This window comes from Exiguobacterium sp. R-17, from assembly GCF_049913315.1.
Classification (GTDB): Bacteria; Bacillota; Bacilli; order Exiguobacteriales; family Exiguobacteriaceae; genus Exiguobacterium_A.
This window is the reverse complement of sequence record NZ_CP184372.1, coordinates 2,794,699-2,808,861: the sequence shown is the minus strand read 5'-3', so window position 1 is coordinate 2,808,861 and position 14,163 is coordinate 2,794,699. Positions and strand designations below refer to the sequence as shown.

12 protein-coding genes are annotated in these 14,163 nt (G+C 47.8%); 3 read left to right on the top strand and 9 right to left on the bottom strand.

Annotated elements, in window-relative coordinates:
* Nucleotides 1-56 precede the first annotated feature (56 nt).
* The gene (locus ACN9MT_RS14740) at nucleotides 57-2,147 is read left to right on the top strand and encodes an MMPL family transporter (RefSeq protein ID WP_056059880.1); all 2,091 of its coding nucleotides are present in this window, start codon (nucleotides 57-59) and stop codon (nucleotides 2,145-2,147) included.
* Between the two features lie 92 nt (nucleotides 2,148-2,239).
* The gene (locus tag ACN9MT_RS14735) at nucleotides 2,240-3,355 is read left to right on the top strand and encodes an NADH-dependent flavin oxidoreductase (RefSeq protein WP_313489478.1); all 1,116 of its coding nucleotides are present in this window, start codon (nucleotides 2,240-2,242) and stop codon (nucleotides 3,353-3,355) included.
* 435 nt (nucleotides 3,356-3,790) lie between these two features.
* Here ACN9MT_RS14735 and ACN9MT_RS14730 read toward each other — a convergent pair whose 3' ends face one another.
* The 8 genes from ACN9MT_RS14730 to ACN9MT_RS14695 form a co-directional block, all read right to left on the bottom strand.
* Nucleotides 3,791-4,357: a 3'-5' exonuclease gene (locus ACN9MT_RS14730; protein WP_056059885.1), complete on the bottom strand. Its 567-nt coding sequence runs from the start codon at nucleotides 4,355-4,357 to the stop codon at nucleotides 3,791-3,793.
* A 108-nt stretch (nucleotides 4,358-4,465) separates the two neighbouring features.
* Nucleotides 4,466-5,854: an MATE family efflux transporter gene (locus ACN9MT_RS14725; RefSeq protein ID WP_426272493.1), complete on the bottom strand. Its 1,389-nt coding sequence runs from the start codon at nucleotides 5,852-5,854 to the stop codon at nucleotides 4,466-4,468.
* Between the two features lie 150 nt (nucleotides 5,855-6,004).
* On the bottom strand, nucleotides 6,005-7,084 hold the full coding sequence (locus ACN9MT_RS14720; RefSeq protein WP_426272492.1) for a site-2 protease family protein: 1,080 nt from the start codon (nucleotides 7,082-7,084) through the stop codon (nucleotides 6,005-6,007).
* A 67-nt stretch (nucleotides 7,085-7,151) separates the two neighbouring features.
* Nucleotides 7,152-8,423 (bottom strand): HAMP domain-containing sensor histidine kinase, encoded by a 1,272-nt coding sequence (locus tag ACN9MT_RS14715; RefSeq protein WP_426272491.1) that lies wholly within the window; start codon nucleotides 8,421-8,423, stop codon nucleotides 7,152-7,154.
* Entirely contained in the window at nucleotides 8,420-9,103 is a 684-nt protein-coding gene (locus ACN9MT_RS14710) for a response regulator transcription factor (protein ID WP_290753437.1), read from the bottom strand. The genes ACN9MT_RS14715 and ACN9MT_RS14710 overlap by 4 nt, the downstream gene beginning before the upstream one ends.
* A 19-nt stretch (nucleotides 9,104-9,122) precedes the next feature.
* Nucleotides 9,123-10,007 carry a hypothetical protein gene (locus ACN9MT_RS14705; protein ID WP_035412145.1) on the bottom strand — a complete coding sequence of 295 codons (885 nt, stop codon included), beginning with the start codon at nucleotides 10,005-10,007 and terminating at the stop codon, nucleotides 9,123-9,125.
* A gap of 98 nt (nucleotides 10,008-10,105) precedes the next feature.
* Complete coding sequence (locus ACN9MT_RS14700) at nucleotides 10,106-10,657, bottom strand: maltose acetyltransferase domain-containing protein (RefSeq protein ID WP_426272490.1); 552 nt, start codon at nucleotides 10,655-10,657, stop codon at nucleotides 10,106-10,108.
* Nucleotides 10,658-10,779: 122 nt separating this feature from the next.
* Nucleotides 10,780-11,664, bottom strand: a complete 885-nt coding sequence (locus ACN9MT_RS14695) for an SDR family oxidoreductase (protein ID WP_214856640.1) — start codon at nucleotides 11,662-11,664, stop codon at nucleotides 10,780-10,782.
* A gap of 131 nt (nucleotides 11,665-11,795) precedes the next feature.
* On the opposite strand from ACN9MT_RS14695, the gene ACN9MT_RS14690 reads away from it, so the two are divergent.
* On the top strand, nucleotides 11,796-12,269 hold the full coding sequence (locus ACN9MT_RS14690; protein ID WP_035412154.1) for a VOC family protein: 474 nt from the start codon (nucleotides 11,796-11,798) through the stop codon (nucleotides 12,267-12,269).
* A gap of 153 nt (nucleotides 12,270-12,422) precedes the next feature.
* On the opposite strand, the gene ACN9MT_RS14685 is transcribed toward ACN9MT_RS14690, so the two are convergent.
* Nucleotides 12,423-13,772 (bottom strand): FAD-dependent oxidoreductase, encoded by a 1,350-nt coding sequence (locus tag ACN9MT_RS14685; protein ID WP_290753426.1) that lies wholly within the window; start codon nucleotides 13,770-13,772, stop codon nucleotides 12,423-12,425.
* Between the last annotated feature and the right edge of the window lie 391 nt (nucleotides 13,773-14,163).

Here is a 14,163-nt window from a genome sequence, read left to right as displayed (position 1 = left end):
TCGCTTTTCAGCAAGAAGGATGTTTTTTGTACGTTTATACAGGAAGGAGACGCATCATGGAACGGCTTGGTCATCTGATTAGTGCGTATTTTCGAGGAGTGTTGGTCGTTTGGGGGCTTCTACTCGTCGTGCTTGGTTATTTTGCATATCAATTACCCGATCGTCTAGAAGGAAATGGATTTACACGTGACGGTGATTTTCAACGTGTCGAAACGGTGCTCGCTCAAGATTTTGGGCAGGATCCACATACAATCATCGTCCTATTTGAGAATCAAGAGAATCTACGACAAACGATGGTACAACATGTCGAGCGCTTCCGTGACATCAAAGGAGTCGGGAACGTCATTGGTCCCGTCGAAAATCCGCGAGCGATGCGGGACGATAAGGGATACGTGACAGTCGGTGTACCAACACTTGATGCGAAATGGGCAACAGCGGTCACACGTCAACTGGATGGTACCGGGACGATTCGGCTAACGGGTGAACCGGTCGTCGTTGATGATTTGAATACAGCGTCCAAAAATGACCTCATCCGAGCTGAGTTAATCGGAATTCCAGCAGCATTGATCGTCTTACTACTCGTTTTCGGTACACCCGTTGCCGCCATCTTACCCTTGATCATGGGACTCGTCACTTTTGTTTTTGGTGCCGGTGTTCTTTATTTCGTTGCCGGACAACAAGAGTTATCGATCTTCGTCTTGAATGCGGTCGCAATGATTTCGCTGGCGCTCGGCATTGATTTTTCGCTGTTATACGTTAATCGGTTCCGTGAAGAACGGCAGGACGGACAAGGGATTCGGTCGGCAGCGATTCGTTCGGTCGAGACGGCAGGACGCTCGATTTTATTTTCCGGAATCTGTGTATTCGTCGGACTTGCCGGATTGTTGTTGATTGATGTTGATGTCTTCCGCGCTGTCGCAATCGGGACACTCGTTTCGGTACTCGGGGCGGTTGTCAGTGCGTTGACATTATTACCGGCACTATTAATCGTTTTCGGGAAGGTACTAGAAAAAGGACGACTTTTCCGGCAACAAGCAGGTCGTGGAGAAGATCGTTGGCGCCGCCTCGCACGTTTCGTCATGAAGCGCCCTGTCACAGTGACGATTCTATCTTTATTACTTCTTTTACCTTGTTTATTTCCGTTACGTGACTTGACGTTGAACATTCCGCAAGCAACTGCCCTGCCGGAATCCTATCCGTCGCGTCTGGCCTTTGAGTCGTGGGAAAAAACATTCGGGAACGATGGAACGGACGCCGTTCTCATCTTGTCTGCGGATGCTTCCTCAGAGGTGGGACGAGAAAAAATCGAAGATGTGACGATTCGACTCGAATCAGATTCAGAAGTGCGTTCCGTCGTGTCCGCCGCAACGATCGCGGAACAGCAACAGGTTCCGCTCGAGCAGTTACTCGCTGTTTCGGCTGGGCGCGATGCACTGAAGCCGTTTCTATCAGAGAACGATCAAGCACGGATCAACGTCAATTTAAAAGGAAATCCCGGCGATGCTACTTCGCAAGACTGGGTACGGAAGGTGCAGGCGGACGGTTACCTTGTCGGGGGACCAGCAGCCTTTAATCAGGAAATTTATGATGCCATTGAATCGAAACTCCCACTGGCTATCGGTGTCGTCGTCTTGGCGACATTCATCATTCTGCTAATCGCGTTCCGATCCATCTTGATTCCAATCAAAGCGATTCTGATGAATTTGCTCAGTTTAGGAGCAACGTTTGGATTACTCGTCGTCTTGTTCGAGTCCGGCGCAGTTCTTCCGCAGGAGACGATCGGCATTCTAACACCGGTCTTCATCTTCTCACTCGTCTTCGGCTTATCGATGGATTATGAAGTGTTCCTCGTCTCGCGAATGGAAGAATATTATGACGAGACGGGCGATAACGATCATGCGACCGAGATGGGACTGGCGAAGACGAGTAAAATCATTACGTCCGCTGCCTTGATCATGATTGTCGTCACTGGTGCGTTTGCCTTTACAGGTGTTAGTCCGATCAAACAACTTGGCGTCGGTATCGCGCTTGCAATTTTTATTGATGCTACGATTGTCCGGATGCTCCTTGTCCCCGCACTGATGAAGCTATTTGGTCACTGGAACTGGTGGTGGCCGGGAGGGCGTCGTAAAGCGATCCGCAAGTGACACATCGCGTAAGCACATCAGTAGCTATTCAGAGGAAGACGAGCGTATACTGTCGATATTCAATTCAAGAAATTAGAGGAGGCACTTCACTCATGGCAACTCAAGCAATGTTTGAACCATTTACACTACCAAACGGTGTGACGCTGAAAAACCGCGTCTTGATGGCACCGATGACGAACTATGCGGCACAAGAGAACGGCGAAGTATCGGATGCGGAACTCGCGTACTACGCAGAACGTTCAGGTGGCGTCAGCGCTGTCATTACAGCATGTGCGAACGTCACAGCAGACGGTCAAGGATTCCCGAATGAGTTTGGTGCGCATCGTGACGATCTCGTGCCGAGTCTGAAGCGACTCGCGAAAACGATTCAAGATAAAGGCGCAAAAGCGATCTTACAAATCTTCCACGCTGGTCGTATGGCACCACCAGAACTCGTCGGTGGGCAAACGGTCAGTGCAAGTGCTATTGCACCCGTGCGTGAAGGTGCGATGACACCACGTGCGTTAGAGGCAGAAGAAGTCGAAGCAATCATCGAAGCATTCGGTCAAGCGACACGCCGTGCGATGGAAGCTGGATTTGATGGTGTTGAGATTCACGGTGCAAACACGTACTTGATCCAACAGTTCTTCTCACCACACTCAAATCGTCGTGAAGATAAATGGGGCGGTAGCTTAGAAAAACGTCTCGCCTTCCCATTAGCTGTCGTGGATGCAGTCGAAGCTGTCGCGAAACAAAATCCTTCGTTCATCGTCGGATACCGTTTCTCTCCAGAAGAAATTGAAAATCCAGGAATCACACTCGATGATACGATGCGCCTCGTCGATGAGCTGGCGAAAAAAGACCTCGATTACTTGCACGTTTCCGTGATGGACTTCTTCGCAGGTTCAATTCGTGATGAAAATGAAACGACATCACCAATTACACTCGTTCAAGAACGTGTTGGTGAACAGGTACCTATCATCGGTGTCGGATCGCTTCACACAGCGGACGAAGTCGAACAAGGTTTGGCTGTCGTTCCAATGATCGCTCTTGGTCGTGAACTGATCATGGAACCGAAATGGGTTGAGAAAGTCGAAGCGGGTGACCTTGCGTCAATCCGGACAGAACTTGATCCAGAAGCACAAGCAGAACTCGTCGTTCCAGATGCATTATGGGCAGGTATCACAAGCCGTCCAGGCTGGTTCCCGATCAAACAAGCAAGCAAATAATAGAACAGCATCAAAAAGCACTCTGGATTTCGTGTCTAGAGTGCTTTGAGACTGAAGGTAAAGTGCAATTTTTCTCTAACGAGAAGGATTGCGCTTTTTTGTTCGTCTCGCATCGTTTTCCTGGGACAAGCATCGCGCCGCTTCGCTGCAGGGTCGCTCTTGCTTGTTTTTCCCTAGGAAGCGATGTCGAGTGAACAAAACGCTTCTCGAATCCTTCTTCTAGAAAAAATAACGCGCTTCACGCCACTCCTACAGGAAAAAGCGCATTATGCGCTGTCAGAGACAAACGAGACCCGTTTTCCTGCTCGAAGCGGGAAAACTGGCTTGTGTCTCGCCTGAGGAAAGGGCGTGAAAAGACGCGTCATTTTTTGGAGTCATCCCTGTTGTCTACAAACCTGAAACACTCTAGATTTTGTGTCTAGAGTGTTTTTTTGTTTAATATGCAACCTGTCCCATCCGAACGCCGCAAAACGTATGCAAGGTGACCGGATCCTGTAGATTCGTCCGTTCCAACATATCGTTTAAGAGTAACGCACAGACGTAGGCATCTTCTTTCGCATCATGGTGCTGGAAAGAGACGTTGAGAAACTCTGCCATCGTATTCAATCGATGGTTCGGCAACCAAGGATACAATTTGCGGGATAATTTGACCGTGCAGCCGTAGGTGAAAACGGGCATCTGGTACATATCGTATTTTTGAATCGCTTTTTGGAGTGCCCCCATATCAAATGATGCATTGTGAGCAACGATCAGTTGAGCGCCTGCAATCAAATCGTATAAGCCATGGGCTTCCATTGCTTCAGGTAACGTCGGCGCATCAAAGACATCGCTCGGACGAATTCCGTGGACCCGAATGTTTCCAGCATCGAAATTTTCTTCTGGATTGATTAAGACCTGTTTACTCTCCGTCACACGACCGTTCGAGAGAACGGACCAACCAAACGCACAAATGCTTCGGCTATTTCGGTTTGCCGTTTCAAAGTCAATTGCTAATGTATACATCCAGCAGGCTCCTTTCTGTCATTCACTAGTAACAGAATACATGTTCGTATTCTGGAAGTCCATCAAAAAAGACCATCTGCAAAGCAGACGATCTTAGATCCATTCCATTCACTTCGCGGTAGCGACTTTTTGTTCCTCTGCGACGTACTCTTCCGGTTTAAATAACAGAACGTGATCTTTATAGGCGAAAACAAGGGCCGTCAAAACAGCCATTGCATCAGCGATCGGAAAAGCGAACCAGACACCATTGACACCGAAGAACACTGGCAATATCAAGACGAGTGGAATCGTGTATAACGTTTGGCGTGACAAGGACAAGAATAAAGCGACTTTTGCTTTTGCAAGCGATTGGTACATTCCGTTGACAATCATTTGAATTCCGTAGACGAACGATAAGGCGAATAAGATACGCATCGCACTCGAGCCTTCCTGTAGAAGTGTCGCTTCTTCTGTGAACAAGCCGACCCAAAAACGAGGGAACAGTTGAATGAGTAACCACAAGCTGATCGATAACGATAAACCGTAGCGGATTGCCAACTTGATGGCGAGCGACATCCGGCTAAACTGCCGGGATCCGAAATTATACCCGACGATCGGTTGCATCCCTTGCACGATCCCCATGATCGGCATACCGACGAGCGCCATGAACTTATTGATGACCGCAAACGTTGCCAGTTCTGTCGTACCCCCGTACCGGACGAGCATATGATTGACGGTGATGAATAGAACGGATTGAGAGACTTGCATGATGAACGACGATGATCCAATTTGCATCATCCGGAACGTTAATCGGAAATCAGGTTTAAAAGCACTCCGACTGAGCGTCAAGCCAGTTTGTCGGCGTTTCGTAAAGAAGAATCGAAAAACAAGTACAGCACCAACGATTTGCGCAACGACTGTCCCGAGTGCAGCACCTTGGATGCCCCAATCAAGACCAAAGATGAACAGCGGTGTCAGGACGATATTGATCGCAACCGTCGTCAGCATGACGCGCATCTGATAGTTCGCGCGTCCTTCTGCGCGGAGCATCGCACTCGACGCCATCGTCAACATGAAGAAAGGAGATCCGATCAAGAGGACGCGTAAGAAAGCGATACTGTACGGCATGATCTCATCCGTCGCTCCAAAGAGACGTAGCAACGGTTCGACGAAGATGAAAGCACTGATGATAGCGAGCATACTGATGAAGAAAACAGCCATCAAGACGTTGGCATAAGCACGACTGGCACCATCTGTTTGTTTTTGACCGAGTCGTTGTGACGCAATTGCAGCACCACCGATCCCGATCGAGTTGGCGATTGCCATTAATACGAGCTGGACGGGGAAAGCGATTCCGACGGCGGCCACGGCAGCCGTACCGATTCCTTGAGCGACGAAAATCGTATCGACGATATTGTAGAGTGCCGTGACGAGCATCCCGACCATCGCTGGTAAAGAGAGACTAAGTAAAAGCTGATTGACAGGTGCTTCACCCAAACGGGCAGTGTTTTTATTCATGGAAGGAGGACCTCCTATTTTAGACAAGTGGTAAGTAGGGTTTTACTCAGAGTAGTCGCTTCTTTAACGAGATGCAAGAAATCACTCTAGTCAATGTGTTCGTTCTATGAAAAAAGGATGCGCCATGAAGCGCATCCGATGGATCTCGATTTAAGATGGTGTAGGCAAGTACCCTTTCGAGTACTCAAAAGCGATGAATAAAACGGCACCGAGCGCCAAATAAGCGAGGAGCGTGATCGTTTGTTGTTTTTTCGGCATCTGATGATACTGAACAGACTCTTCAGCAAGACGAAGTGGTTCAATCCGCTGATCGATCCGTCGCAATAAGGCATCGTAATCGTTGGCGGCATCATATTGATACCGTAACAGATCATCTGCTTCCTGACGTGCCTCTTCCGGACTCGCTTGTCGCAAGTCTTGTAAATCGAGACGAAGCGACCAAGCGATCGGATCGTAGGTACTCTCGATTGTTTGTTCTTCCTCACCTTCTAGTTCTGGAGCAAGTGCAACTTCAGCGTCTGCACGTTCTCGCTCTGCCTTTGCCCGTAAAACGCGTTCACGTGCGGCACGGTACAACATTAAGGTCGACCGGTTCGCCTCATATTGTTTCGCGAACTTATACCTTTTCCAAACGGCACTGCCGCCTAAAAAGGCAATCAAGAGCAAAATCAGACTAAAGTGGGTGATACCGTAGGCAATCAAGGCAGCAAGTCCCGCGACCCAGACGATGATCGGAAGTCCCGCAAGAATCCGTCCGCCGTCAAGCGGACTGACGGGAAGTAGGTTGAAGAGATTCAATAGAGCCCCGAGGTGGAAGATGACGAGCCAGAAGTCATTTCCCGTCACAGCATATCCGATCGCAAGCGGAATCAGGGATACGAGACCAGCGAGTGGTCCACCATACGCGAGAATCGCTTCTTGTTTTGGCGTTCGAAATGTATCCTTGATGCCGATGACGGCTCCCATGAACGGAACGAAAATTGCAGGACCGGTCTTAAAACCGAGTCGTTTAGCGGCGAGTAGATGTCCCATCTCATGAATGAATAGGAGATAGAGCAATCCGACCCCGAACCAAACACCGAATATTTGAGCGTAAAAGAGAAGAGAGATTCCGAACGAAATCAAAGTGCCTCCGAACTTTGAAAATTTCAATAAGGCAAGGATGACCTTTCCTTTCGTCAAGAGAAAGGCGCCGGCAACAGCAAGTCCACCCCAACGTTTTTTAGCCATCGTGAAATTCCTTCTTTCATCATGTGACGTTCTTCCTTAAGTGTACGACACAAATGTAGAAAAAGTTTCATTCAGACTGCTCGGGAATCAGATAGAAACAACTGCCATCTGGTTGACGGGCTTCACTACCGACCTTAAAATGATGCGTCGTCGCTAGAGCTGCAGCAATCGACAATCCGAGTCCACTTCCTGAACGATCGCGTGCTGCATCGAGTCGGTAAAACCGGTCGAATAACCGAGCGCGTTCTTCGTCCGTTAGAGACGTTCCCCGATCAAGGACAGCCAGACGTTCTTTGCGCAGGTGCAATTCTGGTGAAGTAGCATACTTCAGGACATTATCGATATAGATCGTCAAGATACGTAACACCGCTTCGCGATTTGCCCGAATCGTTCCGGAGGCATCAACAGGTATGATCGTCCCTGTTGCGTGATACATCCGATCAGCGAGTTCGCTTCCAAGCTCTGCTAAGTCAATCACTTCGACAGATGTTTCCTCGTAACCGAGACGAGACAATTCGAGCATAGGCTCAATCAAGGTCGTCCGCATCGCATGTGTCTCCTGCAAGATATGTTCGATCGATTCATCGAGTACGTCGGGCTTCGTTTTGCCCCAGCGTTTCAATAATTGAGTGTATCCCTCGATGACGGTCAAGGGTGTCTTCATTTCATGCGAGACATCCGCGACGAACTGCCGTTGTTGTTCCATCGTCTGATCGACACGACCAATCATCTGATTGAAGACGAGACCGAGGCGACCGATCTCATCATCACGTTTGGTCTGCACGGTCTCAAGCGTTCCAGAAGAGGAGATTCGTTGCATCGTATCATTTAGTTGCCTGAGCGGGCGGAGCGTCTGATAAGCAATCCAGAAGCTACTGATGAACGCTATTATGATTCCAACGACCAACACGATGGTGAAGGTCAAAACGAGTGTCGAGACTGTATCATCGACGCTCTCATCTTCGAACAGATAGGCTTGATCCTGATAGACGATGCCGAACCAATCGCCAGACTTAAAAGGTTCATTCGAGCGCGGGATACCGGGGAGGTCATTTGCTTGTACGTCTCCGTTAACAGTAGACGAGTCGTCGCCATCTTCATCGTTTGAGATGACCCAGCGTCCATTTTCGTTCGATAAGACGACAGCATCCTCATGAAGCGTCAGCAATGTCCGGACCGATGAATCATCTTCCATCAATTCCTCTGCCTGTTCCAGTTGGGTATAACGCGATTCAATTAAATGATTTTGGACGACGAGTGTCACGACGATGAATGAAAGGAATAACAAGAGTGTCGTAAAGGCGGTGACGGATAAAGCAAGCTTCGTTCGAAGCTTCATGGGATTGCCTCCCGTAGCACATAACCAACCCCACGAACGGTCTGAATCAAAGCTGGAGGGTGGGCATCGACTTTTTTGCGAAGATAACGGATGTAGACGTCAACGATGTTCGTCTCGCCGAAGTAATCGTACCCCCAGACGTGATTTAGGATTTGTTCGCGTGTCAGGACATGTTCCTTGTTTTCTAGTAAATATGTCAGAAGTTCGAACTCACGTGGTGTCAAATCGAGTCGCCCTTCATTGCGAAATGCTTCATGTCGATCAAGATTGAGTACAAGATCAGCGAACTGTAACGTGCGCGGTGCGTTACTAGTTGAAGTCGGAGTGCGTAATAACGCTCGGATCCGAGCAAGGAGTTCCTCCATCTCGAACGGTTTCGTCACATAATCATTCGCACCAAGATCGAGTCCCGCGACTTTATCGTACACTTCTCCACGTGCTGTTAGCATAATGACGGGGACGTGCATGCCTTTTCCACGGAGCCTGCGCAACACCTCGAAGCCGCTCAGCTCCGGCATCATCACGTCGAGTAAGACGAGATCAACCGAATGCTCAGCGGCAGCGAGACCATCTTTTCCGTTGGGGGCGACACGTGTCGCGTACCCGGCATATTGGAGTTCGAGTTCAAGAAGGCGTGCGATTTTCGCGTCGTCCTCAACGATTAAGATGGTGGTTGACATAAACATCCTCCTTTAATGATCATTCATCGATTTCTGTCACTTCGTCTGATGCGTTCAACTCAAGTTTGACGGAACCACCAACTCGGATGTCATCATCTTGTTCCATGTTTGATGTACGAGAGTACGATTTTTGCGCACCATTCTGTTCAATGATGATCTCTTGATTCGTTATTTTAGAGAGTGTACCGCGGACTTCTTGCTCCCGTGCATCGTCACGGTCTTCATCGCGTACATCATTACGATTTTCGTCATCCTCTTCCCGATCAAGCTCACGGACTTGACCATCTGCATTCAATTCGATTTTTACGATATCCCCAGATTTCGCAACGTCACGTTCCGCACGATCCGCCATTGCGTAAATCGTCTCTTGTCCATCTTGTTCGAGTGTCAATTCACTTTGTGATAGGGCACGAAGGATACCGTACCGTTCATTCGCATCGTCCGATGAATCATTTGAGCGATTGCCATCGTCCTCTCGGTCATTGCGATCATCTGGATCTTCTCGCTCAAGTTCCGTGATTTGCTGATTCGCATTCAGATCGATTTTGACCCAATCCTCTTTTTGCACGGCTTCACGTTCTACTGACGAAGCAAAGTCATACGTCTGAGCGTCACCGTTAACGTCGATCGTCATCGAACGATCTGATAGTTTCTGCAATGTGCCTTCGATTTCTTGATCGTCACGCATTGAAGCAGGAAGCTTTTGTTTGACTTGGCGCGAAGCAGCTTCGACTTTTTGCTCTGCCTGCTGTGAAGTAGTGACCGTCGAGTTGACGAGAGAGTGTCCTGGGCCTGTGAAGAGTAGGAACGCACCAGCTCCTGTTAAGACTGTACCCGTTACGGCAAGTGTAGCGATTCCTTTTTTGAAACGTTTATTTCCTTTATCTGTTCGTTTTTCAGTCATGATGATGTCCTCCTTTGAGTAGTGGCTGTTGTTCTTATACATAGAATAACCAGACCACGTGAAAGGAAACTGAGGAACAGATTAGAATTTGATGAGAATTAGATCGTCTTGATGATCCGAGCTGGATTTCCACCAACGACGCTGTTTGCCGGTACATCCTTGACGACGACACTACCTGAGGCAATAACTGCATTATCTCCGATCGTCACACCGGGATTGATGATCGCGCGTCCACCGATCCAGACATTGTTCCCGATGACGACCGGTTTTCCTAATTCATAACCGCTATTGCGCTCGACAGGATCGAGTGGGTGGGTCGCGGTATAGATATGTACTCCTGGAGCAAGCATGCAGTTGTCGCCGATCGTAATCGGACAAATATCGAGCAAGACACAGTCATAGTTGGCATAAAAACGAGCCCCTAACGTAATGTTGTAGCCATAATCACATTTAAAGGTCGGTTCGATGTAAAAGTCGGCTTGCTCCGTCTGAAATAATTGTTGCAAAAGCATCTTTCGCTTGGCACGATCATGGACACTCAATTGATTAAACTCATAACAGAGCGATTGTGCCCGGATGCGGTCGGCCACAAGTTCTGGATCTTGTGCTAAATAGAGTTCCCCTTTAATCATCTTTTCTTTTTCAGTCATCTGATTCACTCCTTCATCGTTATTACTTTCATTAGACTAAATGGCACCGGGTGATGCAACTGATATCCCGTTAAGACACGCGAAAACAGGATAGCCGAAGCTACCCTGTCGAGATTCGATCCTTATGCTAACTCGATTCCACCTGTGACACCATAGATTTGCGCTGTGACATAGCTTGCAGCGTCTGAAGCAAGGAAGACATAGACATCAGACAGTTCGACCGGTTGACCACTTCGTTTCAGTGGTGTTTCCTGCCCGAACTCTGGAATGTTCTCGCTTGGCTGACCACCCGAGATTTGAAGCGGTGTCCAAATCGGACCAGGTGCGACGGAGTTGACACGGATTCCTTTTGGCGCGACTTGTTTAGCGAGTCCACGCGTGAAACCGTTGATGGCAAACTTCGTCGAAGCGTAATCCAAGAGATTCGCGCTTGGATTATATCCTTGGACAGATGTCGTCGTGATAATCGAAGCGCCTTCCTTTAAGAGTGGCAAGGCTGCCTTGACGACCCAGAAGAGGGAGAAGACGTTGATTTCGTATGTCTTGCGTAATTGCTCCGTCGAAAGGTCGAGAATGTTTTCGACAGCTTGTTGTTTACCCGCGACAAGTGCCAAAATGTCGAGTCCACCGAGTGATTCATGTGCTTCTTTGACGAGTTGTCCACAGAACGCTTCATCACTTAAATCACCAGGTAAGAGATATGCTTTTTGTCCCGCTGCTTCAACGAGTGCTTTGACCTCTTCAGCATCCTGTTGTTCTTCCGGTAAGTAGTTAAGGACGATATCAGCCCCTTCACGAGCGTAGGCGATTGCTGCTGCTCGGCCGATGCCGGAGTCGCCACCCGTAATCAGTGCTTTTTTGCCGATCAATTTGCCAGAACCTTTATAACTTTCTTCTCCACAATCGGGAACAGGTTCCATTTTTGCTTGAACCGCTGGGGCGTCCTGATATTGTTTTGGGAAATCGTCATTGAAGTATTGTGTTAACGGATTTTTCGATGCAGCCATGTAAACATTCCTCCTGAAAGTTGGTTTTGGTATAGGTTGTATGTTCCCTCAACAAGTCGGATTAAACGTTTTTGATGGTAGTAAATTTGGAAATTGATGGTTTACACTCGAAAAAGAGGAGTGTGAAGAAGATGATTGCTGGACTGTATGAAGCCCATTTACCGGTCAAAGAGCTCGAACGATCGATTGTCTTTTACGAAGAGTTAGGTCTTGAATGTGCGTTCCGAAATGAACGCGTCGCTTTCTTTTGGATCGAGCACGGTAAGAGTTGGTTGGGGCTATGGAAAGCAGGTCAAGCTGAGTTACCGTATCATCCGTCGATTCGCCATGTTGCGTTTCGGATGGAGCATGAAAATATCGACAAAGCACAGGACTGGTTAAAGGAGAGAGGGATTGAAGTTCGATCAGCCTTCGGTGTAGCAGGAGCAAATCAACCGCTCGTTCTCGATAATCATCCACATGCGCACGCAGCAATCTACTTCGAGGATCCAGATGGTAATTCACTCGAATTGATCGCACCGTTACGCTTTGATATGGAGACGATGAACGGAACGATGTCGTATCAGGACTGGCAGCATCTTTATCAGATTGAAACGGAAAAATGAAGAGGTGACTGTAACGTTCAGTCATTGATTACGCATTCAAATCGCAAACTGCATGACGTGTTCTTTTATAGAAAACGGTTCGAAATGAACAAAAAGTGCAATCTTTCTCCTCATAATAGAGAAAAATTGCACTTAATCTATCTTGCAATAAATTTAGACACGAGCTGATTGGCGCTCGCTCATTGCTTGTAGAGCTGCTTGGTTTAGTAAGTTCCACGGTTTGTTGTAGTGCGGTTGGAAGAAGAAATCGACGAAAGCGAGCTCTTCAAGTGTCATGTCATTTTGAATCGCGACAGAAAGTGTGTTCATTGCCTGTGTCAAATCAACTTTTGAGATGATTTGTGCACCGACGACACGATGTGTTGCCGTCTCGAAGACGAGCTTCAATTGGACGTCTTCTGCTGTTGGCATGAACTCTGGACGATACGCATCTGTAACTGTCGTGCTGCTCACTTCAAGTCCGAACAAGGGTGCCGCTTCTTCTGTCAAACCGGTCGACGCGATGTTCAAATCATATAAGCGAAGACCAGATGTGCCTTGTGTTCCTTGGTAACGAATCTTTGGCGCGAGTAAGTTTTTTCCGATGAGCGTACCCATCCGGACAGCATTCGTTGCGAGTGGAATATAGGCATGTGTCCGAGCTGGGTTGTAATAGACGGCACAGCTGTCACCAGCAGCAAAAATGTTCGGGTTGCTCGTCCGCATATAATCGTCAACGATGATGGCACCGTTCGGTAACATATCGACTTGTCCTTTTAAGAGTTCCGTGCTTGGGCGGAAACCGACACAGAGAATGACGAGATCCGTTTCAAATGTGCCTTTATCTGTAACGACGTGTGTGACAGCACCGTTTTCTCCTTTGAAGCTTTGGACGGTTTGTCCAAGTTCAAGACGAATGCCGCGATCTGTTAATTCGCGTTCAATGACGTCAGTGAACGAGCGGTCGAGGTATTTGTTGAGAATGCGATCTGCACTGTCGATGAACGTAACATCTTTTCCGTAGGCTTCAAACGCTTCGACGAGTTCAGCACCGATATAGCCTGCACCAACGACCGTGATCCGCTCTGCATCTGATGCTTTTTCGATGATTGTTTGAGCGTGGTGATAGTTTTTACAGAGCTCGATTTGATTCAACTCAATACCAGGAAGCATTGGAATGATTGGCCAAGATCCAGTCGTCATGATGAGTTTATCGTACGTATCGTGAACGACTTCACCAGTCATGAGGTTTTTCGCAACGATCGTTTGACGTTCACTATCGATTTCAAGTACATCATGTTTCAGACGCATATCGGCTCCGAGCTCAGCAAGTTCACTTGGTGACGAGTAAAATAGCGATTCCGCGTGCTTGACGACACCACCGACGTGAAGTGCGATTCCACAAGAGAGAAACGATACATTGTCATTCCGCTCATAAACGGTGATCTCGACATCTTGTTGTGAAGCGAGTTCTTTGACTGCTGCTGTTCCTGCGTGTGTACATCCGATGACTGCTACTTTCATGGGTAAAGTCTCCTTTGTGTTTTGTTTGTGATAAATATCACATTCATTTGATATACTTAGTGTAATCCTTCACAAGGTTGTTTTCAAGTAGTTTGTTCAATGTTGAGCATAATCTTGTCTAAATTGTGAATGAGTGAGCAAAAGTGTTTGGATTATGTGAAGAATGCGTAAAACTGTTTTAGTTACTGAAATTCGGGTTATAATGAAAATAGATTTTTAATGAAGGGGTGGAAACCGATGGATACCGAGAGGACCAATCATCTATTCAGCTTACCTGATTTTTAGCAGCACCGGTCAAGACGAACAAGACGGTAATGGCTTATAAAAATCAGGGAGAGCGAAAATAGATGAATACCCAAACGGGACGTATAAAACCTCTCCCACGATGTAA